The organism is Virgibacillus sp. W0430 (assembly GCF_051846935.1).
Classification (GTDB): Bacteria; Bacillota; Bacilli; order Bacillales; family Amphibacillaceae; genus JBPYCR01.
This window is the reverse complement of sequence record NZ_JBPYCS010000033.1, coordinates 1-24,293: the sequence shown is the minus strand read 5'-3', so window position 1 is coordinate 24,293 and position 24,293 is coordinate 1. Positions and strand designations below refer to the sequence as shown.

The following is a 24,293-nucleotide window of genomic DNA, read 5'->3' as shown; positions in this document are numbered from 1 at the left end:
ATGTATACCTTTTATAAAATCGAAATAAATTTATTTTTATCCTATGAGAAGCTGGAGTAACCGAAGATTCAATTTTTATTTGTAAGATATTCCTTTTTAAGTTCTACTTTTTCCTGAATTATGTTTTTTAAATAGGACTGCCGCTTTGAATGTTAATTGAACAAATCGAATAATTTTTTATGTATGTTTTTGTAATTATGGTAAATGATAACAAATGTATAATTTAGCTTGTAATCCAATTGAACAATTCAAATCAGTTACATTTTGCTTTAAAACATAAAACGTAAGAATGTGTCGCCAATGTGCTCGTTTAAAAAGGACATTAGGCTGTCCATTGCAATAAAAATAGAGGGAATAAATTCCCTCTATTAAAAAGGATTGCACCTTTTTATACCATCTTTATTAAGATTGAGTTCCGCTAAACTGCTGTTGAGCGGTTTGTACCAATCGCTTTGTAATTTCGCCACCGACAGATCCGTTCGATCTAGCAGTAGAATCTGGCCCGAGCTGAACACCAAATTCCTGGGCAATTTCATATTTCATTTGGTCTAATGCTTGTTGAGCACCAGGGACTACTAATTGGTTGGAATTATTGTACGCCATTTCTTTCACCTCCTGTACCAACTATTGTTCACCGAATATAAACATCTTATGAAGCAAAATAACTGGTAAATTGTTCATAAATGGATAATGTTGGTTACGGAGGTGAAACGATTCGGTCACCTTGTGACTATTCAATCCTTTTATTGTATTTAAACGAGTAATAAACAATAAGATCGTGCTGAACCCTATTATAAAATATTATAGCGGATGGGTCATTTCCTCTGGAACGACATATTTGTCGAATTCCTCTTCCGTTAAAAGATTGAGCTCAAGTGCAGCTTCTTTTAAAGTTGAATTGTCATCAAAGGCTTTTTTGGCAATTTTAGCTGCGTTTTCATAGCCAATATGTGGGTTAAGTGCTGTAACAAGCATTAAAGAGTCCTTTAAAAATCTATCTATTTTTTCATAATTAGGCTCAATCCCTATAACACAACGATCATTAAACGATATCATACTGTCTGCAAGCAATTGACAAGACTGCAATAAGTTATACGCGATAACTGGCTTAAACACATTCAATTCAAAGTTCCCTTGGCTCGCGGCAAAACCAATTGTTGCATCATTCCCCATAACTTGTGTTACAACCATCGTAATTGCTTCGCTTTGCGTAGGGTTTACTTTACCTGGCATAATCGAACTTCCAGGTTCATTTGCTGGGATCGTAATTTCACCAATTCCCGAGCGCGGGCCACTCGCTAACCAACGAATATCGTTCGCAATTTTCATTAAATCAGCTGCCAAAGCTTTTAGAGCACCGTGTGCATAGACAGCTTCGTCATAGCTCGTTAATGAATGAAACTTATTCGGAGCCGATACGAAATTTTTCCCAGTATGCTCACTAATTTCTTTGCAAACTCGCTCGGAAAACTCTGGGTGTGCATTTAGTCCTGTACCTACAGCAGTACCACCAATTGCAAGCTCTTTTAAATGATTTGCACTTTCAGCAATCATCATCTCCGCTTTTTCAAGCATGCGATGCCAGCCGCTCATTTCTTGTCCTAATGTAATCGGTGTAGCGTCTTGAAGATGTGTACGTCCAATTTTGACAACGTCTTGAAACGCGTCCACTTTTTTCTTAATGGAGTCTTTCAATGTGCGAACTGCTGGTAATACAGTATCCTCCATTTTTAATACGGACGCAACATGTAACGCTGTTGGATACGTATCATTAGAGCTTTGTGACTTATTAACATCGTCATTTGGATGAAGTTTTAAGTCGCTCCCTTGTTCCTCCAACCATTTATTACCTACAAATGCGAGCACTTCATTCACATTCATGTTAGATTGTGTTCCGCTTCCTGTTTGCCAAACTACCAATGGGAAATGATCGTTTAGTTTCCCTGATAGAACTTGATCTGCAGCATAGCCTATTGCTTCTGCCTTTTTTTCTTCCATCAGACCTAAATCGCTATTCGCTTTTGCTGTACTCTTTTTTAGGATGGCAAACGCCTTAATAATTTCAGTAGGCATTTTTTCGTTCCCTATAGGAAAGTTTTGTTTACTTCGTTGTGTTTGTGCACCCCAATATTTATCGGCAGGAACTTTAACCTCACCTAATGTATCTTTTTCAATCCGATAATCCATCTTCTATTTCCTCCCTATGTAAAAATTAAAACTAATACTATTGTATCAAATATTGGTCATTTATTATAATGCAATGGTTATTCGGGATGGAGTAACGTATTTGTGGGTCGGTATTTAAAATTTGATAAACGTATTTTTGTGTAGATTAGTCTATTTTTTACTTAACGGCTGCAGCTTTCGCCGTTGACAGCTGCTTCGCTTTCTGTGCGCAATGCATCAACTCATTCAAGTAATTTTTCAACCTTTTTAATGAATTTTCGGGCCTTCCTTTTCACACTAAAGTCTTGTATGTTTCACTCGATAAGACGAGTAATACGCATGAAAGAAGGGTACCCATTTCCTTAAATAAAGGAAATTACAACAAATTGTCATATAATCCCTCCTCAAACATTGCACTCATGCGTTATTCGGTACACAATTTAAAGAATGACACAAAATTGTACGTGTTTTCTACTCGATTTCCATTTATAATACAATGTTAGAACATATGTAAAAGAGCAGATTATCTAAATTTTAAAACGAAAGAGAAATTATTCGTATTCATCATAGTGATAAGGGAGTTGTATAAATGCCAAATATATGGACACATATACAATTTTGTGAAGATGTCATCGATTCAATTCAATCTATGTACCCGAAAGTTCCACAGCAAGAGCCGTATTTGAAATTGGGCGCACAAGGTCCTGATCCTTTTTTTTATTATAATTTCTGGCCTTGGAAGCAAAAAGGAATCGTACAGACAATTGGAACAAAGCTCCATACCGAACAGTGCGGTGATTTTTTAATTAATCTTATTGATCAAGCAAAGAACATGAACAATAACGTACAAGCATATGTATTTGGATTTGCTACTCACCACATACTTGATCGCCATACACATCCTTACGTTCATTACTTTGCGGGATATAACGGAAATAATCACCAACGATTAGAAGTAATAATTGACACGATTTTCATGGGAAAATATCATCATTTACATACATGGAAAATTCCTGTCTTTAAAGAGATTAATGCCGGAAGGTCCCTTGATAAAAACATCGTTCATTTACTGCATACTACGATAAATAATCATTATCCAGAAGTATATCAACAAAAGGAAAACTATATACACAAATCATATCGAGATATGAAATTGGCGCTTAAAATATTAGCCGATCCATACGGCTGGAAAAACAAACTGCTCGGTACAATTGTATCGCCATTTTCTCACCAGCCAATTAAAAATGAGTTAGATTATTTAAATTTAGCTCACGATACGTGGTATCATTCTGCTACGAAGGAACCTTCAACTAAAAGCTTTGTTGATTTATATAAAGAAGCAAAAGTAGAAGGCATCGAATTAATGAACCACGTACTAACTTACTGGGAAAAGTCTGAGCCAGCTTCTCGGAAACGAATTACAGAAATAATCGGAAATATTTCGTATGACACGGGGTTGCCACTAAGGAATGCCCTTGAAAACAAATACTGTGATCCGATCGTTTGAGACACATATACGTACTTTTCATTTAAAATTACACAGATAATTCCGAAAAGCCATTATTTGAAACCAAAAAATGGGCACTTTGCTTCTTCATAAATTAAGAAGCAAAGCGCCCTTTTTTTAATGGTTATGGTTACTATTTATTCATTGTGCCTCTTTCATTCCTTTTTCGATATTAACGAATTTTAATAATGCAATCCCTCCGATAAAGAAAATGACGAGGGAAATTATGCCTAATCGACTGGAACCTGTTAACTGACCGACTAAGGCAAATAAAAACGGTCCAAAGATAGCCGCAAATTTTGATGAAATTCCATAAAATCCAAAAAACTCAGCTTGTTTATTTTTCGGTACCATTCTTCCATAAATGGATCTACTTAATGACTGTGCTCCACCTTGAACGAACCCGACTAAAATCGCTAATAAATAAAAATGAAGTGCAGAAGACATAAAATAGCCGAGAATAACAATACCAAGGTACACATATAAAGAAAACAGAAGCGCTTTTTTTGCAGAAATTTTGCTTGCTAGCCATCCAAAGAAAAATGTACACGGAATGCCGACAAATTGCGTTACTAATAGCGCAATAATTAAGGAATTCGCATCAATATTTATGTCGCGTCCATAAATTGTAGCCATTTTAATAATTGTAGAAATCCCATCGTTATACATCCAAAACGCAAATAAAAATAGTAATAATTGCTTGTATTGCTTAATTTCCCGAAATGTATTTGCAACCCTGCCAAATCCAATAGCAACATACGATTGATTTCTTTTCGCTATAATCTTCTTTTCGTCTTGAATATGTTTAAAAAGCGGCAATGAAAAGATGAACCACCAAACACCTACCGATGCAAAGGCTAATTGACTTGCCAACGTTGCGTTGGAAATGCCAAACCATTCGTGCTTTAATATCATCAATAAATTGATAGCAAGCAGTATACCTCCACCAATATATCCCCAAGCAAAACCAGCAGCCGATACTTTATCTATTGATCGTTCATCCGTTATCTCAGGTAAAAACGCATCATAAAATACATTTCCACCAGAAAAGCCAATTGTTCCTAAAATAAGCAGCACTGAAGCAAATAAATAATCACCTTCACCGACAAAGGCTAATAAAACACTTGCAATCATCCCCATATAGGCAAAAAAACGAAGAAATTTCTTTTTGGCTGAAGAAAAATCACTAATCGCACCGAGAATAGGCGCTAATAAAGCAACGATGAGTACAGCTATTGATTGTGAATACCCCCAATAGCTCGCAGCAAGGTTACTATCAATTCCTTTAGCAGCGACATCGTAATAATAGATCGGCAAAACAGCCGCCATTATCGTTGTAGCAAATGCTGAGTTTCCAAAATCGTACATTATCCAACCGAAAACCTTTTTCTTTTTCATTAAACACCAACCTTTCAAAAGTTAAATATATGAATTTACTCATAGGAATAGCCTTACCACATTGACTGGTAAGGCTATTGTAAGATCTATATTCGCTATTCCCAAATATATTGGGAGTACGATTTGCTCAATTTCTGAAAAGCATCAACACTGCCTTTATCGATTGCAGCATTAATCTCTGTTTCTAACATTTCTTTATTGTACTTAAAACATAACTCGTCAAGGATCAAGCGTGATGAAAGTCTTATTTCATAGGGTATTTCTCTTCTGGCAGCGATTTGTTTACCTTCATATCGATGATAGCGATAAGATACTTTTTGCTTTTCCATGGAACATGCCCCCTTGTTCCTTTTCTCTATTATGCTCAATTTTTAGAAAAATTGCAAGAAAAAATTTTAATCGTTGCGTTACCTATTTCATGGTGGATATTTACAATCTTGAAAAAACGTTTTAATAATAATAATAATAATATGCTACGGTTACCTTTACTTATCCTTCAATTTCTATTGCCAATGCTCAAGTAGAGGAGTTACGGCTATTACTTTTCTCACTAAAATAACGTATATTCCTTTCGCTAAACGGAGGAATAAACTTAAAAAAAGGAAGAACATCTTACTAAATAAAGTAAATTGCAATAATTCGTTCATCTGTTCTCCCACACCCATTTTAGGCGGAGTTTTCTCATGGGTCGATATTTCTAAAAGCTAAGACTCCCGCCCCTAATGCAAATATAGTGAGCAAGCTTACCATCCAGCTAATATTGTATTTCATTAATACAGCGATCGCTGGCGGCCCTCCAGCAACACCAATAAATCGCATTGCACTGTAAATGGAGGTAATCGATCCTCTGACCGTTTGCTTTAAGCTTTTCGTTATTAATGCATCAAGGCTAGGTAACGCTATACCAATGCCAACACCACATATAAAAAAGATAGATAATAAATATACCGGATATTTCATAAAAGGAATAAGGGCAACGGCTATCCCGGCAATAACAATGCCTATAAAAGTTACCCACTTCATAACGACTAAATTATCCTTTATTTTTTTACCTGAAACATAGGAAGCAATAGATAAGGCTAAAAGCGGTATTGCCAACAGCAACCCTTTAATAACCCCTTTATAAGAAAATTCATCCTCTAAAATACTAGACAAATAAAACAAAAAACCGAACAATATAAACATTAAAATAGCACCGATTATAAATACAGCGATTAGCCATTTTAAATGTTCTTTGAAAACATCTCGAATTAAATGACGATATTCCTTCAGACTAATTGTGTTTGATTCTCGTTCTTCATCCTTTTTAATAAGAAAAATAATTAATAAAAGAGAAATCGTACTAAATAGTGGTATTGAAAAAAAGGGAAGGTACCAAATTACACCCGCTAGCAATGCCCCAAGAATTGGACTTAACACTTTACCAACCGTGTTGGACGTTTCTATTATCCCTAATGTGGCACTTGCTTCTTCATTATCTCGAAACATATCACCGACTAATGGAAGCACAATCGGCATAGCACCGGAAGCACCTATTCCTTGCAATATTCTTCCAATCAATATAAATAGATAAGGGTTTTCCAGCTTCCATGCTGCGAAGCCGGCAACAATTCCGCCTATACCTGTTAGTATAAGTGCTGGTATCATTATTTTCTTACGCCCAAATCGGTCGGAGAGATACCCAGCAAATGGAATGAAAATAATGGCTACAACGGAATAGACAGTAATAATATAGCTTGTTTGTAGCTTAGAAATATCGAGTTCTTTTTCCATCTCTGGCAAGATAGGAATTAACATGGAATTACCTAAAGTCATGATTAACGGTACAGATGCAAGTGAAATAATTGCCCAGCGTTTACTTAGTTTTTCTTCATTTTTTTCCGGTGACCCCATTCTATTTCCCATCCTTCTATTATGTACATGCATTTAATATTCACCGGCTGGAAAACTTTATACGTATTCAATTAATACGAAGTCCAAAAAGACACAAAAAAACCAGCTCTTCTACTTTTTTGTAGAAGCGCTAGCTAAATTAGTCCTCAATTATTCTATTGTTTATTAAATTGTTAAAAGAAACACAGCAGCAATCGCTCCGATTACAACGAGTATAATATTTAAACCGAGGTAGGCAAGAACTATTGCAACAATACCACCAATTAATCCAACATGCGGTTTTGCTTCATTAACGGTCAGTATACCTGGAAAGATAAGTGCACCAAGTGCCGCATACGGAATCGCTTGCAACCATTTATTTATCCATTCTCGAAACATCAGTTTATCTACAATAAATGCTGGAATAAAGCGAGGAATCATCGTCACCAGGCACATACCAATTATAATAAGAATGATCATGCAGATTCCTCCCTTAGTAAAAACACGCCACTTAAACCACCAAGTACCGTACCAAGTACTATTGCCCAGCCATCACTCATAAACTGACTGCAAATAACATTAATAAGCATAGCAATGACTGCTATCAAACCAACTTTCAACTCCAGCTTCACAGATGGGATTAGTAATCCGATAAACATCGCATATAAAGCAACACCCATACTTTGACTTAACTTTTCAGGAATAACCTCCCCGAGTATTCCCCCTAAAAATGACCCGAACACCCAAGCAAAATAAGCAGTTAATAGGATACCAAAATAAAAAAAAGCACCCTTTTCTTGCTTTGCCTCATCCGGGTGAAGGGATGATACCGCAAATGTTTCATCGGTTAACCCAAGCGATAAGCCGAAGCGCCATCTTAAATTAAAAAATCCTCGAACCCGGTTCATAAAAGATAAGCTCATAACAAAATGGCGAAAGTTTAATACGAAGGTTGCTACAATAATTTCTACAGCACCCGCACCAACTGCAATCATATTAGCAGCCATAAATTGACTCGCACCTGCAAAAACGAGGACACTCATCATTGTTAGCTCTGTAATTGTTAATCCCGCTTGCTTCGCCAACACACCGTACGTTATTGCTATGGGTATATAACCGAGCATGATCGGAAAACCGACTGTGAAGCCCTTTCGAAGCATATGTGCAGATGATGGCTTTATTTCAGTGCTTTCATTCATGCTCATTTTTCATTCATCCCCTGTTCTGTATTACCATTCGAACGGAACTTTTCTCTATGCTTCATCCTGATCCGTTAAAATTAGCGGACCATCTTTTGTAATTGCTAATGTATGTTCGAATTGTGCCGATCGCCCTTTGTCAATCGTTCGAGCTGTCCAGTTGTTTGAATCCATTTTGCTTTTCCAGCTTCCTTCATTAATCATCGGTTCAATCGTAATGACCATTCCTTCTTTTAGACGTGGTCCTTTGTTAGGCAAACCGAAGTGAGGAATGTGTGGAGGTTCATGGATTGTAGGGCCTATTCCATGCCCTGTAAAATCTCTAACAACTGAAAAGCCTTCCCCCTCTGCATACGTCTGGATGGCGTGGCCGATATCACCGATACGCTTGCCAACCTCTGCCTGTTCAATCCCTTTATAAAGTGCTTTTTTCGTCACGTCTAACAAACGTTTCCCTTTGTCATCCAATGCGCCAACCGCATACGACCAAGCTGAATCCGCTAATCCTCCATTTAAATTCACTACCATATCGATTGTTGCGATATCTCCATCTTTTAATCTTTCGTTACGAGGAAATCCGTGGCATATTTCGTCGTTAATGGATGCACATGTAGCATACGGATACCCACTAAATCCTTTTTGCTCGGGAGTTGCGCCATGTTTTGCTAGAAACTGCTCAACAAACGCATCAATCTCCATCGTCGTAATACCTGGTTTTATCATTTTTGCAATTTCTTTATGACATTGTACAAGTAATTTACCTGCTTTTTGCATCTGTTCTATTTCACGTTTGCTTTTTCGCGTAATCAAATTTATTCTTCCTTTCGCTTCCGTATACTAGACATTCATCGCCTTCATTACAAAAACAATGCTGTTAAATCAGGCGGTAAAACACCCATTATAAAGTGTATCATAATTGAATTCAAAAAGAGAAGCCTCAAATATTTATAAATTGACTCACGTATTTGTATGTGGATATTTTTAAAGTTTGAAAGGCAACATATTTGCAGCGATTATCTATCCGCTTTAGGCCTCGCACCTATTAAGTATTCAGTATCGATTTTACAATTCGTTTACTCGATAGATTTTACCGTTTTCAATACGTGCTTTATCCGCAATAATCTGATATAGTTTACCGGCAACAACTTCCACATCTTGCAGCATATTGTTTGTTTTATATGCTTGAAAGGCGCGAACATCAATAAAGGCATCTTCACTCGTCGAACGAATCTTCTTCTGCATATCGGTATCCATAATACTTGGGTCAAATGCTATAATTTTATTACCTGTCTGCATTTCTTCTTGTTCAAGTGCAACCGTTGTTGTATATCGGTCTAAGCTTGCCTTCGTACTGCAGTAGGCACTCCAACCAAAAACTGCACGATTAGCTGCTCCAGACGTTATATTCACCCCTACAACCGATTTGTTTTCACGTGAGCATTGATTTAATAAGGCGTTCATGATCGCCATTGGTGCAATTGTATTTACGTGGACGTGGTAAGCTAGATCATCGACATTAATTTTTGATGCAGGCTGGATAGGCTCAAGTGCCGCCGCATTATTAATTACGTATATTGTTTCAAGCTCAGATCGAGAAAGATGCCCTTCCAAATGCGAAACAACTGTTTTCAACTCCTTCATGTCACCTAAATCAGAGGCATAATGAATAAAATTAACTTGCTTTTGCTCCGCCAGTGCACTTAATTTTTCATTTAGCGTTCGAGAAATACTAATAACGTCTGTATTTTCATTTAAAAATTGCTTAGCAATTGCTTCCCCTAATCCTTTTGATCCTCCGGTTATAATTGCCAATTTCATTTACTCGCCTCCCAAATTTTACTGTATATAAGCTCTTCCTCATTTTACCAAATTCCCATACATTTCTCATTTACCATTGTAAGCTTGATTGAATCACGTATTTGTGGGTGTTATTTTAAGAAGTTAAAAAACCTCTCTTTGTATTCGTTAATTTTAGTATTGATTCCTACCGACCGCAGTAGATATACACTACGCTTTCCGTGGGCACGGAAAGCATCCACCTGCAGTGAAAATCAACGGTGTTATTCATGTGTATATCGTTCGAAGTAAAATTGATCACATATTATCTAGTTAGATTCGTGCATCTGTTCCCCCACAAACAGTTTACTCATATTGTAAGCTTCAGCTCATATAGAGCCAATAAAATGACAAAAACGGTTCTTTGCAAATAAAGGTGGTGATGTATTTTAAGTCGAGGAATACCTACTAATGAAGTAGAACAAAAACATGAAAGCTTGCGCTCTGATGTCGCTGACGTGCACTACAGCCGACAGCTTTCCTCGGTTACTGCCTTAGCCTCTGTAGATCCTCTATCCGAGTTGCTACAGTGATCTTCGTACGTGTGCTATTTCCGCAGGAGTTCATCGACTTTCGTTCCAGTCAGCTTAAAGAGAGGAATATGGTTTTCGACGACTTTTATTCTACAGGGAAGTTCACTTGTTTTCTATTATGAGGTTAAAAGGACATTTGTGAATTCCCTTCACATTTCCCTACCAAAACGTAATGTGGTTTTTCTTCACAACGTCATATATTGTACAATCACAAAAACGAGCAGGTCACCATCTCAATGTACCTGCTCGTTTCATTATTCTTTTAGATCTTCTTCTTTTGTAGCTATAATTAATGTGTTATCAGCGTATTCTATGTGTCTGCGTAGTACGGTCTGTAATGCGACTGTATCTTTTTGCATTAACGTTTCCAACAAATCGACATGCTCTTTATAAAAAGCATGATGATTCGAGTAATATTTATCAATATACCCTAAGTAAGCCCGAGTCTGTGTTTGTGTAGAATTGTAAATTTTAATCATTCGGGAGTTTCGGCATAAGTTAACGACGTAGCTATGAAACTTCATATCAAGATCGAATAAAGCATTCCATTCCTTTTCTTCTGCCTTTTCTTTCATCGCTGCAACAATTTCACTTAAGTGTTGAAAGTGACTTTCATCTAAGTGTGTTAATGCATTGATGAATGCTTTCGTCTCAATTAATATTCGTAAATCAATAATTTCTTGTAAATCTTCTCTTGAAAATTGTGAAACATAAGTCCCCCTGCGCGCTTTATTTACTACAAGTCCTTTGTGCTCCAATAGTTTTAGAGCTTCGCGGATTGTGCTCCGACTTACATCAAACCTTTCAGCTTGTTCACTTTCAACAAGACGTTCACCTAGCTGTAGTTTTCTATCCCAAATATTTTCCTTTAATCGTTCGGCAATTAATGTACTTAAAGACTTTTTCATAATAGAACGGTCATCTTCCACGTACTAAAACCTCCAATAATTCGTTTTAGTATTAATTTTACTATGGTGACAGCTTATTTGGTATCCACGTAGATAGTGGCGGGAAATACGTTACAATCAGTAATGATATAATCATCATAATCAAAATAGGTACCATTGCTTTAACGATCGCTTCAAACGATACCTTCCCAACCGTTGTTGCGACGAATAAATTTACGCCAAGCGGTGGTGTTACAAAACCGATTGCTAAATTCATTACAAGAATAATCCCAAAGTGAATTGGATCCATTCCAATACTCGTAACTACTGGCAACAAAATGGGGGTCAATATAACGATTGCTGATATTGTATCAATAAACATACCTACAATTAAAAGAAATAAATTAATTATAAGCAAAATTACGATTGGGCTATCTGTTATCCCGACAATAAAATCGGCAATAAGAACTGGAATCCGTTCTCTCGTCATTAAGTATGCAAACGAAATAGAAAAACCGATTATAATAACCGTTGCTGCATTCGTTAATGCGGCAGAAGAAAAACTTTCATATACATCTTTCCAAGACAATTCTTTATAAACAAATACACCTATAATTAATGCATAAACAGCTGCAACTGCTGCTGACTCTGTTGGCGAGAAGATACCTGCATAAATACCACCCAAAATTATAACAGGTATTAATAAAGCAAGCTTTGCTTCATTTATTGCTTTTAATACATCTTTAATTGTTGGAACCTTTCCAGTACCAACATATTTATTTTTCTTGGCAATTACAAACGACACAATCATTAAACACAATCCCATAATAATTCCTGGCAAAATACCAGCGAGAAACATCGATCCAATGGAAACCGTCCCAACTACACCGTACATAACGAGCGGTATACTCGGAGGGATTAACACACCAATAGAGCCTGCCGAAGCTGTAATAGCCGCCGCAAATCCGCTGCTATAATTTTGCGCTCTCATGGAGGGGATCATAAACGAACCAATAGCAGCTACTGTAGCAGGTCCAGACCCCGAAATCGCTGCGAAAAACATACTTGCCAATACGGTAACCATGGCTAATCCGCCAGTGATAAAGCCAATTAATACGCTAGCAAGGTTTAGTAAACGCTTTGAAATTCCGCCACTGCTCATCAGTACACCTGCAAGAATAAAAAACGGAATAGCCATTAATGGAAAGCTATCCAACGATGTGAATGCTTTCTGTATAATTACATTTGGCGACGAATTTGTTGCAAATGCCATTGTCACTAACGAGGATAAACCTAATGACAACGCGATCGGCACACCAAGGATCATTAAAATGAAAAACACACCAAATAACAAGGCTACTGTCATTTTTCTCCCTCCAATTCCGCCGGCTCATTTTGCTTCGTAAACAATAAATACATTTGTTGAATCAAGCGGACGACCATTAAAAATCCGCCAATCGGTATAGCTAAGTAGGGGATCCACATTGGAACATGTAACGATGGACTCGTTTGACCACTCGATAATACATCGGATACATATTTACTCCCTTCAAATGCTAAAAAGGCAGCAAACACAAACCAGCATAATAATGCGATCAAATTAAGAAAACGCTGTACTTTTGGTGGAAATAATTTGATGAAGACATCAACACGAATATGGGATTGCATACGAACAGCCAAGCTTGCCCCAATCCAAATTTGCCAAACATGGAGATATTGAGCAAGCTCAGATCCCCAACTTAATGAATTACCAAGCAAATAACGGGATGTAGATTGAACAAACATTAATAGAACCATTACAATCATCGTAATTACGATGATAAACTCTTCTACCTTTTTATCTAGTATTAATTTCAGGTTCATACTTTCGAGCTCCCCATTTCAGTTTTTAAAAAAACTTGTAAATACCTTTTTAGAAATTCATTCATATTGCTTTTACGTAAACGCAACGAATGCACTTAAAATTCATATCGAACATCTATTGTATATTAAAGGCGTTAAAGAAAAACAGGTTTGATGAACGTATGCCCATCAAACCTTCTAAATGATCATTATCCGTTCATTATTATAAAAGCTATACACGAAGGGATTTATTTACGTAAATTGAAAGCAACACATTTTATTTACTATATGAGCGTGCAAGCTCCATTAAATCTGAACCGATCTCTGACTCGTACTTTTTGAAAATTTCATCAGCTGCTTCGATAAACATTTTCTTTTGCTCAGGCGATAGTTCATTGATTTCCATATTTTCCTTAATCACTTCCATACCTTCTTCGTCCTGCTGTCTCGCTATTCCTCTTTGATAGTCCATTGCTTCAGATGCAGAATCCTTTAGCAATTGCTGTAAGTCATCAGGTAAAGCGTCGTAAAAGTCCGCATTCATAAATCCGACAGTTGCAGTGTACGAATGGTTGGAAATTGTTAAATAATCTTGTACCTCATAAAACTTCATTTGATCGATTAAGTTGAGTGGGTTTTCCATACCATCGTAAATGTTTTGCTGCAATGCACTGTACAATTCACCGAAAGCAAACGGAGAAGCATCTGCGCCGTAAGCGCTCAGTGTGTCAATGTGTACTTCGTTTTCCATCACTCGTATTTTCAAGCCTTTCATATCTTCTGGTGATTCAATCGGACGCTTGCTATTGGAAAATTGGCGCATCCCTGTCTCACCATATGCAAGGCCAACTAAGCCGATTTCTGGTAGACCATCTAGCAACGTTTGACCTAACTCCCCATCTAATGCTTCATATGCAGTTTCATGATCTGGGAAAATAAACGGAAGATCCAGTGCCATAAAACGTTTGTCAAATCCTGCTACTGGAGCAGATGCTGTAACTGTCATTTCAATATTTCCTGATTGTACAGCCTCTATTGCTTCACGTTCCGATGCATATAATTGACCACTCGGATATAATTCCACTTCAATTTGTCCGTCAGAGCCTGCTTCAACCAATTCCTTGAACTTCTCCATCCCTAAGTGTGTAGAACCTGATTCAGGTGTTGTATACGTTAACCCAATTGTGTATTCTCCAGATCCAGCAGCATCAGAACCTTCTGAATCTGAGCTACCATCTGTTGATCCAGCAGAATCATCGGATGAACAAGCACCGATAAACATCAACATAAGTATGAAGCTACTAATTAACAATAATTTTCTCATTTAATTCTCCCCTTTAATCTTTTAGTATTTCGATTAGCGTGATGAATATAGTACGCTTAGCTGTTGTAAAAGGCTGTCAATTTCTAGACAGAAAACGTTATATACAATTCACACCTATTCGAAACCCTTAATTTATTAATAAAGATGAATGCATCTTTATTTTTTGATTGAATTAATTTCACACCACTCGATAATTGCTAGCGCGATTATTTCAGCAGTTTTAAACAGCTTGTCCAATTCTACATACTCATCCGTAAAGTGTGCCATGCTCGTTGTTCCAGGCCCAAAAACGATCGACGGAATGCCGCCTGCTTGCGTTAATAGACCGCCATCTGTCCCCCATGTAGAACCTGCCAAAACGGCTTCTTTCTTCTCTACATCTGCATACTTCTCTTTTAATATTTCGAGCATTGGGTGATCAAGCTCACAGCCTCCTGGTGGCAAGTGAATCCCTCCCCATTTAACAGTTGCCGGATGCTTTTCAAACCAATCATCAATTGTTTTCAAATTTTCAAGCATATTTACAAATTGTTCTTTCGCTTCTTCAATCGTTTCTCCTGGAGCTACACCGTAACGACCTTGAATTTTTGCTTTTTCTGCTACAGATGAAGGAAAATAGCCTCCATTAAATTGCCCGATATTAATTGGAATTGGTATTGGGTTATCTTTGTAAAGTGGATCATTTCTTAAAGGCGCATTGCGCTTTTCTTCCAATTTCATAATCTCGTTAAAAACGATCCAACCTTTTTCTAATGCGCTTACCCCTTCATACCTTGTACCACCATGGGCGGACAAACCGGTAACTTCGATTTCAAACCAAAGTGAACCTTGCTGCTTTGGGAAAATACGCATTTCACTTGGTTCAGGTATAATAGCTACGTCCGCTTTATACCCTCTTTGTATAGCTGCCAACGTACCAGCCCCACCGGTCTCTTCTTCGATAACGCTTTCATAGATGACATCGCCTTTTAATTCAATACCGAGCGCCATCACCGTTTCTAAAGCGATAAGAGTCGATATATTTCCACCTTTCATATCGGTTGTTCCTCGACCATATAGCTTGCCATCTACTACTTCTCCTGAATATGGGTGATGTGTCCACTTTGATTCTTCACCAGATGGGACAACATCGATATGCCCGTTTAATATGACTGAACGCCCTTCATTGCTCGCCCCTTTAAGCACGCCTACAACATTCGGGCTACCTTCGTAATTATCACGTAGAGGATTAAAAAACTTGCTCTTTACGAGCTCATCATAATCTGGTATCCACACATCAACATCTAATCCACTTTGTTTCAAGCGGTCAGCCATTAATGTTTGTGCTCCTAATTCATTTCCCGTTGTACTTGGCTCTTTCACAATTTGCTTTAAAAAATCAATATATTCATCGCGTCTTTCCGCAATTTTACTATGTATTTTTTGTTGTAAGTCCATATGTGTTCTCCTCTCCAATAAATGAATCCTTGCATTTTGTAAGCGTATTCTAATTTGCATAAAGCTCGCTATTGAATTCCCTGTTGCATACGATTAAAACTGTGTTGTCGATTTCCAACGATTTGAATGTCGACTGTCTACATTAGCTACGTTTCATGTTATAATATGAATTTATAAAAGTCAATAATTTTTTGGTTCTTAAAATATTCAGTTAAATGGCATGCATTGGTAGGATTGCCTCAGATAGACCTGCAGTACTATGTCAAGAGAAAAATATAAACATTAGATTATTAAGGTACAACTTGCTTTTAAAAAAACCATGCCCGCGAAAAGCGTCCGCCTGTAGTGCAAAGTAACGGGTATAACATACCCGATTATTGCTATAGAAACATTTAGAAACAATATGCGGTATAGTACCGCCTAAGCGAAATGTACGAGGGGGGAAAGGGAACTAGAAAATGTTTATCGGTTTAAATATGCTATTGCTTGAATGCATTAATTTAGTGAAAAAGAGTGGTACCGTTACTTGTAAAGCCATTGACAAATAAAAAAATAAATGTCATTTTTAATAGGCTTAAGATGAAAGGAGCTAATCAAATTGAAGAAAGTAATTGCTTATACTCGGGTATCAAAATCAGTTCGAGAACAGCTGAAAAAAAAGTACGAAGTAACTTATTTTGAAAACTATGAATACATAAATGATCCAGAATTTTTGAAGGCTTTAAAAGAAGCTAGTGGAATTATCGGTTTAGAACTAAAGGTGACAGAAGAATTACTTAATTATGCACCAAATTTAGAAATTGTATCTAATGTTTCTGTTGGCTACGATAATCTTGATATTAATGCAATGACGAAGCGAAACATAATGGCAACAAATACACCGGGCGTCCTAACTAATACGGTAGCAGATGCTGTATTTGGAATTATGCTAGCAACGGCGCGACGAATTCCTGAACTAAATACATTTGTAAAAAACGGTAATTGGAAGGAATACCTACAACTCGAGCATTTTGGAACGGACGTACATAATAAAACCATCGGCATTATCGGAATGGGAAGTATTGGAGAAGCAATCGCCAAAAGAAGTCATTTTGGATTTGATATGAATGTTTTATATCATAACCGTTCACGTAAGGAACACGTAGAAAAAGTATACAATGCAACATACTGTTCACTGAATGAACTGCTAGAGCAGTCTGATTTTGTTTGTCTTATGGTTCCTTCTACTCCTGAAACAGAACGAATGATTGGAGAAAATGAATTTAAGCGAATGAAGCAATCCGCTATTTTTATTAATGGATCGCGTGGGAAAAATGTAGATGAAAAGGCTTTATACCAAGCTTTAATAAACAATGAAATTTTGGCTGCTGGGTTAGATGTATTTGAAAAAGAGCCAGTAAATCCGGACAATCCTTTATTAAAACTAGACAACGTTATAGCGCTCCCTCACATTGGTGCCGCAACGAGAGAAAATGAACTTGCAATGTCAATGCTTGCTGCTAAAAACCTAGAAATGGGATTACTCGGAAAATGTCCTCCAAATATTATTAATCGTGAAGCTTATTACGACGATCATAATTAAACGAATATGCACCTAGACACGACAACGTAAATAAAAATGGTTTCGATTATCATAAGACGATAATCAAAACCATTTTTTTCATCGATTGCTTTTATCGATTGATTTTTATGAAAAAGAGTTTACCCTCAGCTTCTTTTTCATTTTTATTGAATTGGATTTCGGATTTATGTGCAGAAAACGAGGAAGGCTCTCCAATACGAGCGAATGGAAGATGCAAGACCTCAGCGGGAAGAAAGAAATCGGTGAGATTCCAGAGTAAAAAGCAAGTGGAGTCTCACCATTCGCGCGCGGAAAGCGCGTATATTCCATGAACGGATATGTTAGAAAATTTATTCTTCTACACTATTTTCCGGCTATCTTTAATTTGTTACTTCATTCCAATAATAAATAAGTGTTTCCATTCCTTTATCAAAGCTCGTTAAAGGAAAGCTTTCATTTGGACTGTGCAGCCGATCATCTGGGGTGCCAAAACCAAGCAAAACAATTGGAATTTTATAGATCGCGTCTATCCATTCAACAACCGGAATAGAACCGCCCATCCGAACATAAACTGTATTTTTCCCAAATGCTTTCGTATAGCTTTTGGCAGCTTTCGTAATTAGAGGATGAGTTGGTTCTACCTTGTATGCTTTAGCAGACAATTTTTCTTTTATTACTTCTACCGTAACGCCAGTTGGTGCTACTTTGTTTATATGCTCCTCTAACAACTGTTGGATGTGCTCTGGATCTTGACCTGGAACGAGTCGACACGTTATTTTTGCTGTTGCGGTTGCAGGGATTATTGTTTTAGTACCTTCACCTTGATAGCCGCCATACATTCCGTTTATTTCTAATGTAGGGCGAGCCATCGTATGCTCCTTAGCTGTATAACCGATTTCACTGACTACTGTATTCGCCCCTGTGGAAGCAACATAATCCTCACCTTGAACGGCTCTCATTAATTCGCGTTCTTCATTCGTCAACGGTGCTACGTCATCATAAAAGCCATCAACCGTCACAACCTCATCTATATTTTTCATTGAGGCTACGATGTGGGAAAGTGCCATCAAAGGATTTCGAACAGCTCCCCCATACAAGCCGGAATGCAAATCATGGCTCGGCCCACTAACCCGTACTTCTATCCCTGTAAATCCTTTTAAGCCATAAAGGATTGTTGGCTGGTTTGTATCTACCATGCCTGAGTCTGAAATAACAGCGAAATCGGCCTGAAACTGTTCTTTTTTAGTTTCCAATACGGCATACAAGTTCTCGCTACCTATTTCTTCCTCTCCTTCTATACACACCTTCACATTTACAGGCAGCTTGCCATTCACTTTCATGTACGCTTCAAAAACAGCCAAATTCATAAATACTTGCCCTTTATCATCACTCGCTCCGCGGGCATAGAGACGATCATTGCGAATCTCCGGTTTAAACGGTTCGCTCTCCCATTGATCAAGCGGATCAACTGGCTGTACATCATAATGACCATATAGCAGCACTGTCGGGGCATCTGCGCCGGCTTGATTATAGGAAGCATAAACAAGGGGATGACCTTTAGTTTTAATTTGTTCTACCGTTTCAAATCCAATTTCCGTTAGATAATTGGCAACAAAATTAGCGGCTTCATTTACGTGATTTTTATATGCTGAGTCTGTACTAATACTTGGTATCGACAAAAATTCGTTTAACCGCGCCAGCAGCTCATTCCGATTATGTCGAATATAAGCAAGGACATCTTGTGGCATCTTTTCCTCCTTGAAGTACTATTGTTTTCTTTATTTTACCATATAATTTTCTTTCCCCGTAAAAAAACACGAGTAACGATGCAACGATACTCGTGTTACGATTCATTTATTATTCGTTTTGTGGAAAAACCCTTTCAATCGCATTTCCAATTTGATCAAAAATCCCTTCAACAGGTCTTCCTTCATCCATATCGGTAATATAATTGTTCGTCAAGTCAGCGAAGTCCGGATTTGTTGTTACATAAACATTGTCGATGGAGTTATCTACGGATTGTACGATTGATTTAATTTCATTTTTTACATCATCTGTTAATTCCTCGCCTTTTCCACGATCCATTAAGCCGTTTTCGTTCGCGTTATTCGTATTATTGTTATCTCGATGATTGGCATTATCTAAAACAGCAGCAACATATGCGTTATTTTCTGTAGTTAACACGTATGCTTGGTCAATCTCAGCAATTTGGCTCGTAATTTTTTCAGCTGCTTTTTCTGCTACATCATACGTATTATTCGCACCGTTATTATCACCATTTAAATTTCTATTCATATCGCCCATTCGTTTTTCACGATCCATTTCGTCCTTATAACCTGTTCGTTCAAACGTATTGTCGTTATCCATCCGGCCTTCTTCCATGCTTTTATCATCTGTATTTGCTTGACATGCGATTAACGTCGCAAAAACAGCTAAAATGATGCTTGCTAATTTTAATTTCATGCATTATCCTCCTTACACGTTTGATTTTAGTATGTATCGAAGGAACAGTTTTATTCGATAACCGAATAAACCTTATTTTGGAATTAGGACCATAATTGTAAAAGAAAAAATAAAATAAGAGTGGGGACGCTAATAATGAATGACATATATTAACGTGTCTCCTATGAACTTAAATTGAAGGAGGATAACTCATAATGGACGTTCCAGATTATGATAAAGCATTGTACTATACACTTTGGGGACAATGGGATGATTTACTCGTTCTCATGGTACGAACAGAGGATGATTTGTTATCTAAAAAAATACAAACGTTTTTAAATGCCTACCATTTTGCTACCGATCAGCAACGCGTTATCAACTCACATGAAGCACTATTATGCTATGTCGATCATGCAATGAAGCATGCTCCAGCAACATTTGTTATTGAGGTTTAATGTGTGTGCTGTTGAGTGAGATCACTCATTGCTCACTCAACAGTTCTTTACTTGAAACGAAATGAGACTGCTTACATTCCTGCAATATCTTTAATGTAATCCTTTAAATATAAGTAATCTCCACAAAGTACTATAAAAACAGCTATAATAAATTTGCGTTGTCTTTCAAGTGTTTTTTTACTTACCGTCACTTTACCAAGTAATGATTTAATTGGTAATTTTTTCTTTGAGCGTACATAGTGATTTAAATGGGCTTCTTTATATAATATATTTGCCACTCGGACTGCTGACAACCGTGCATCTTGATGCTTTGGAGATATTTCTTCTAATTCTTTTATACCTATTCGATAACAAGCAAGGCTTTCTTGAAATTGTTTAATTTCTTCCTGTAAACTCCAGAGATCGTTGTCATTTTCAAACTTTTCTTTAGCTGCCAACCACTCGCTATGCTGTATGCAGTTTTCTTCTCCATGTATATCATTAATGGAATACATGTATGGCGTTTTACGAACGTATCGAATGTAATCGATGACCTTTCTTTTTATTACTACATTTGCGAACGAGAAAAAAGAAGCCCCTTTTGCTGGACAGTACTTCAGCATTGCTTCATAAAAGCCAAACAAGCCGACGCTATATTCATCGTCTTTTTTCGGGTCTATGTACCGTTTGCATACTTCGGAAACGCATTTTGCAATGAACGGCTCATATTTTAGTAATAAATAATTTTGCAACTGTTCATTTCCACGTTGCACGAAATATAACGCCTCTTCCATTGACATCGTAGAACAATCGCTTACATCGTACGTTTCGTCTAGATGACTTACGATAACTTTCCTATTTGTATGCTTGTTTTCGTGCTTTTCTTGCATATTGCATAAAATTGTAACCAAATTGCATTCACCAGCTTTATTAAATGATGGAATTTGTTGTATTATGAATTATTTTATCGGAACGATGGACTGGCTGCTACCTCAGTGCGGTTACAATTTGTTTAAAACTTGATTACTTTTTTGCTATTTAGACATCTATTTGCAACAATAAAAGTGCACAGTTCAATGTGTTGGGTACTATTTTAACGGTATACAGAGTTTAAATGATTATACATATCGTGCAACCTTTTCATAAAGATAGAGCTTGGCGTGTTTAAAAGGGCAATAATGAAACTGTATATTTTTTTTAGATAAGGAACACGGCAATAATTTCTCGAGTAAATTGCTATCCAGCTCTACATTAACAGCTTGCAAATTCCACGGTGAATGGGACACAGGGGCTTTCATAATTTTGTTTCCGTTACGAATCCAAATATAGTACCTTTCCGTTAAAAAATATGCTAAGGAATCCGGTGATGCATCAACTTGATCGGGCATTGGAGTGTAATTCATAAACGTGCTTTTATCTTTTGTTTCGTTCATTTTTAGCTCGTATCGTTTTTTTCCACGTAACAAACTGTTAGCGTTTATTTGTGTGAATTGATAAGGCAATGAAGCGCGTTTGCCAAGAAATGCAACACATTGATGACTTACATGTACGGAAAAGAAATAAACACCAGGAACGTCTGCGAATCGGACATACGTCCGCACGTTTATTTGCATAAATGTAGGATAAGACAATAAACGTGATATATACCGAGCTCTACTGCTCGTTGCTTTAAAGGAAACAATCGTTACCCATGTACACCCATTAAATGCTTCCACTTCAAATGGATAGGGAACAAATGGACGTAATTGTCGGGATGATATAGGTATGTGAATGAACAAAACATCCTCCCAATTTTGTTGACCAACCCACCACTTATCGCCTTTTCGCATCCTTGCAACTCCTTTAAATGAGCATACTATTGTGTATGCTTCAATTCCAACTCCTGTAAATAGTTTATCGGTACGAATAGACCTACACGCCCGTGTAAATGATCTTCTTTTGTCGCAAATACAACTCCGATTACTTCTTCCGACTGATTTATTACTGGACTGCCACTATTTCCACGGTACACAGGAGCATCGAGCATATAAACCTCTTTATTCCAATTGCGCAACATCGTCGGACCGATAATTGTTCCTTCATTTGCAATCCCCTGAAACTTTAGCGGATTTCCGATAAAATAAATGGCATCTCCTTGGTCAAAGGAAGGATCGTCACTTAATTGTAAATATGGCAATGTTTCCCCTTCTGTTTTTACAACCGCTAAATCTATTTCTGGATATGTTTCGATCACTTCGCCAGTAAATAAGCCATTTTCTGGAAAAGCAACAGTTACTGTTTCCTCCCCTTCTACAACATGGTTGTTCGTAATAATTAAACCTTTTTCAGAAATAGAAAAGCCTGTTCCTTTACTGTCATCGGCTTCAATAACAACGACCGCTTTTTTATATGTTTGAATGTCCTCCTGTGCAGACAATTTAGCAGAAGTCATAAGGAAATCAATCGCTGGAATGGAGAACGTTTGTGGTAATAATGCGACAATATTAAATATAAGTGCACATGCTATGAGCCAAAATGTCCATTTCGGAATTTTTCGCGTTGGCTTCGGTTCATTTTCTTTTTGCTTCTCTCTTGCTAATGCTTCTTTGCGTGCTTCCTCTACAAGTGCATACAACTCTTCTTCATCAAACGTTTCATATAAATCTTCATCTATTATATTTTCCTTATTTTCTTCCTTATTATTCATTGGCTAGCGCGACCCCCACACAAAATATAAATACTAAATTTATTAGGTATTTATATCTTATCACGAACAACACGTACTAACACATACCCTTTCAACGCAACGTAAGATTAATGCGCGTCTCAAAAAGCGCTGCGGCTACCTTCAATGTCATATATTCGCTTTATTTCTATTGGCTAATCCGCGTATTAAATATGAAAAGAAGGAAGTACTTCACTAAATAAAGTAAGCTACGTAAAAGTCCCTATGTGTACTGAACCCATAAACATTTTACACCTTCTCAACGTAATTAAATATTGCTTTTGAACTGAGAGTATAGCATGAGGAGAGCATTTCTAAGTTTAAAGGCAGAGGAGATCATTTCTATTTACACTCGTTTTCTGCTATATTTTTTATATCGAATAAATTCACACAGGAGGAATAAGATGTATTTGGAAAAAATGCTAAAATACAACGAACAATTTGTAGCTAATAAAAAATACGAAAAATACGAAACAGATAGTATTCCAAATAAAAGGATGGTAGTTTTCACTTGCATGGAATCCCGTCTCGTTGAGTTATTGCCAAAGGCTTTAAACATTCAAAATGGCGATGTCAAAATGGTTAAAAATGCTGGAGCGATTATTCGTAAACCATTTGATAGTATTATGAAAAGCATATTAGTCGCCATATATGAGTTACAAGCAGAAGAAGTGACGGTTATTGGTCATCATGATTGTGGCATGTCACATGTAGATACAGATCATTTATTAGAGACGATGACGGAAAAAGGTGTTAAGCAGGAAACGTTAGATACATTACAGCATGGAGGTATTAATCTTCATGAAGAATTCCATGGATTTGACACCGTTGAACAATCCATACGTCAAAGTGTTCAAATCATTCGCAATCATCCATTACTTCCGAAGCATGTAAAAGTACATGGACTCGTAATCGACCCTAGTACAGGAAAAGTCGATGTTGTTTCAGATTAGTACCTACAAATGTTTTTGTTCATTCATTATAGTTAATTTCCATTAAAGTTTTTTTATATTAAGCAGTTAAACGTTTATTTATGGTAACGTTTAACTGCTTTTTTAGCGTTTTAAATCTTTCAATTTTGAACAAAGAGTTGAGGTAAGATGCCTTTAAAAACTCTTGTGAAAAATGATCCAATAAAGTCTTTTTGTACC

At 37.0% G+C, this 24,293-nt stretch carries 23 protein-coding genes; 4 read left to right on the top strand and 19 right to left on the bottom strand.

The window, feature by feature from the left end; translation table 11 throughout:
• Positions 1-402: 402 nt before the first annotated feature.
• Both ACLIBH_RS12925 and fumC read right to left on the bottom strand, forming a co-directional pair.
• The gene (locus tag ACLIBH_RS12925) at positions 403-603 is read right to left on the bottom strand and encodes a small, acid-soluble spore protein, alpha/beta type (RefSeq protein WP_439317129.1); all 201 of its coding nucleotides are present in this window, start codon (positions 601-603) and stop codon (positions 403-405) included.
• A 198-nt stretch (positions 604-801) separates the two neighbouring features.
• Positions 802-2,187 (bottom strand): class II fumarate hydratase, encoded by a 1,386-nt coding sequence (gene fumC, locus ACLIBH_RS12920; RefSeq protein WP_439317128.1) that lies wholly within the window; start codon positions 2,185-2,187, stop codon positions 802-804.
• A gap of 568 nt (positions 2,188-2,755) precedes the next feature.
• On the opposite strand from fumC, the gene ACLIBH_RS12915 reads away from it, so the two are divergent.
• The gene (locus ACLIBH_RS12915) at positions 2,756-3,673 is read left to right on the top strand and encodes a zinc dependent phospholipase C family protein (protein WP_439317127.1); all 918 of its coding nucleotides are present in this window, start codon (positions 2,756-2,758) and stop codon (positions 3,671-3,673) included.
• Between the two features lie 141 nt (positions 3,674-3,814).
• On the opposite strand, the gene ACLIBH_RS12910 is transcribed toward ACLIBH_RS12915, so the two are convergent.
• The 12 genes from ACLIBH_RS12910 to ACLIBH_RS12855 all read right to left on the bottom strand — a co-directional run bounded on the left by ACLIBH_RS12910 (position 3,815) and on the right by ACLIBH_RS12855 (position 16,001).
• Complete coding sequence (locus ACLIBH_RS12910; RefSeq protein WP_439317126.1) at positions 3,815-5,071, bottom strand: MFS transporter; 1,257 nt, start codon at positions 5,069-5,071, stop codon at positions 3,815-3,817.
• A gap of 95 nt (positions 5,072-5,166) precedes the next feature.
• Positions 5,167-5,400 (bottom strand): IDEAL domain-containing protein, encoded by a 234-nt coding sequence (locus tag ACLIBH_RS12905; RefSeq protein WP_439317125.1) that lies wholly within the window; start codon positions 5,398-5,400, stop codon positions 5,167-5,169.
• A 352-nt stretch (positions 5,401-5,752) separates the two neighbouring features.
• Complete coding sequence (locus tag ACLIBH_RS12900) at positions 5,753-6,964, bottom strand: MFS transporter (protein WP_439317124.1); 1,212 nt, start codon at positions 6,962-6,964, stop codon at positions 5,753-5,755.
• A 165-nt stretch (positions 6,965-7,129) separates the two neighbouring features.
• Entirely contained in the window at positions 7,130-7,423 is a 294-nt protein-coding gene (locus ACLIBH_RS12895; protein WP_439317123.1) for an AzlD domain-containing protein, read from the bottom strand.
• Positions 7,420-8,148 (bottom strand): AzlC family ABC transporter permease, encoded by a 729-nt coding sequence (locus tag ACLIBH_RS12890; RefSeq protein ID WP_439317122.1) that lies wholly within the window; start codon positions 8,146-8,148, stop codon positions 7,420-7,422. Before ACLIBH_RS12890 ends, ACLIBH_RS12895 begins: the two co-directional genes overlap by 4 nt.
• Positions 8,149-8,196: 48 nt before the next feature.
• The gene (gene map, locus ACLIBH_RS12885; RefSeq protein ID WP_439317121.1) at positions 8,197-8,952 is read right to left on the bottom strand and encodes a type I methionyl aminopeptidase; all 756 of its coding nucleotides are present in this window, start codon (positions 8,950-8,952) and stop codon (positions 8,197-8,199) included.
• 252 nt (positions 8,953-9,204) lie between these two features.
• Positions 9,205-9,960 (bottom strand): (S)-benzoin forming benzil reductase, encoded by a 756-nt coding sequence (locus tag ACLIBH_RS12880; RefSeq protein ID WP_439317120.1) that lies wholly within the window; start codon positions 9,958-9,960, stop codon positions 9,205-9,207.
• Between the two features lie 805 nt (positions 9,961-10,765).
• Entirely contained in the window at positions 10,766-11,440 is a 675-nt protein-coding gene (locus ACLIBH_RS12875; RefSeq protein ID WP_439317119.1) for a GntR family transcriptional regulator, read from the bottom strand.
• Between the two features lie 40 nt (positions 11,441-11,480).
• Positions 11,481-12,764, bottom strand: coding sequence for a TRAP transporter large permease (locus ACLIBH_RS12870; RefSeq protein ID WP_439317118.1), 1,284 nt, complete (start codon positions 12,762-12,764; stop codon positions 11,481-11,483).
• A complete protein-coding gene (locus ACLIBH_RS12865; protein ID WP_439317117.1) occupies positions 12,761-13,261 on the bottom strand; it encodes a TRAP transporter small permease in 501 nt (166 codons plus the stop codon). The genes ACLIBH_RS12870 and ACLIBH_RS12865 overlap by 4 nt, the downstream gene beginning before the upstream one ends.
• 256 nt (positions 13,262-13,517) lie before the next feature.
• Complete coding sequence (locus ACLIBH_RS12860) at positions 13,518-14,564, bottom strand: DctP family TRAP transporter solute-binding subunit (RefSeq protein ID WP_439317116.1); 1,047 nt, start codon at positions 14,562-14,564, stop codon at positions 13,518-13,520.
• Between the two features lie 156 nt (positions 14,565-14,720).
• Positions 14,721-16,001, bottom strand: coding sequence for a peptidase (locus tag ACLIBH_RS12855; protein ID WP_439317115.1), 1,281 nt, complete (start codon positions 15,999-16,001; stop codon positions 14,721-14,723).
• A gap of 598 nt (positions 16,002-16,599) precedes the next feature.
• Here ACLIBH_RS12855 and ACLIBH_RS12850 point away from each other — a divergent pair.
• Positions 16,600-17,583 carry a 2-hydroxyacid dehydrogenase gene (locus ACLIBH_RS12850; RefSeq protein WP_439317114.1) on the top strand — a complete coding sequence of 328 codons (984 nt, stop codon included), beginning with the start codon at positions 16,600-16,602 and terminating at the stop codon, positions 17,581-17,583.
• A 359-nt stretch (positions 17,584-17,942) separates the two neighbouring features.
• Here ACLIBH_RS12850 and ACLIBH_RS12845 read toward each other — a convergent pair whose 3' ends face one another.
• A complete protein-coding gene (locus ACLIBH_RS12845) occupies positions 17,943-19,310 on the bottom strand; it encodes a dipeptidase (RefSeq protein WP_439317113.1) in 1,368 nt (455 codons plus the stop codon).
• Positions 19,311-19,419: 109 nt separating this feature from the next.
• The gene (locus ACLIBH_RS12840; protein ID WP_439317112.1) at positions 19,420-20,025 is read right to left on the bottom strand and encodes a YhcN/YlaJ family sporulation lipoprotein; all 606 of its coding nucleotides are present in this window, start codon (positions 20,023-20,025) and stop codon (positions 19,420-19,422) included.
• A 194-nt stretch (positions 20,026-20,219) separates the two neighbouring features.
• Here ACLIBH_RS12840 and ACLIBH_RS12835 point away from each other — a divergent pair, with 194 nt between their 5' ends.
• Positions 20,220-20,459, top strand: a complete 240-nt coding sequence (locus ACLIBH_RS12835) for a YhdB family protein (RefSeq protein ID WP_439317111.1) — start codon at positions 20,220-20,222, stop codon at positions 20,457-20,459.
• A gap of 71 nt (positions 20,460-20,530) precedes the next feature.
• Here ACLIBH_RS12835 and sigI read toward each other — a convergent pair whose 3' ends face one another.
• The 3 genes from sigI to ACLIBH_RS12820 form a co-directional block, all read right to left on the bottom strand.
• A complete protein-coding gene (sigI, locus tag ACLIBH_RS12830) occupies positions 20,531-21,349 on the bottom strand; it encodes an RNA polymerase sigma-I factor (RefSeq protein WP_439317110.1) in 819 nt (272 codons plus the stop codon).
• Between the two features lie 207 nt (positions 21,350-21,556).
• Positions 21,557-22,267: a DUF2071 domain-containing protein gene (locus tag ACLIBH_RS12825; protein WP_439317109.1), complete on the bottom strand. Its 711-nt coding sequence runs from the start codon at positions 22,265-22,267 to the stop codon at positions 21,557-21,559.
• 26 nt (positions 22,268-22,293) lie between these two features.
• Complete coding sequence (locus tag ACLIBH_RS12820; RefSeq protein WP_439317108.1) at positions 22,294-23,124, bottom strand: S1C family serine protease; 831 nt, start codon at positions 23,122-23,124, stop codon at positions 22,294-22,296.
• A 422-nt stretch (positions 23,125-23,546) separates the two neighbouring features.
• On the opposite strand from ACLIBH_RS12820, the gene ACLIBH_RS12815 reads away from it, so the two are divergent.
• Positions 23,547-24,095 carry a beta-class carbonic anhydrase gene (locus ACLIBH_RS12815; RefSeq protein WP_439317107.1) on the top strand — a complete coding sequence of 183 codons (549 nt, stop codon included), beginning with the start codon at positions 23,547-23,549 and terminating at the stop codon, positions 24,093-24,095.
• Positions 24,096-24,293 lie beyond the last annotated feature (198 nt).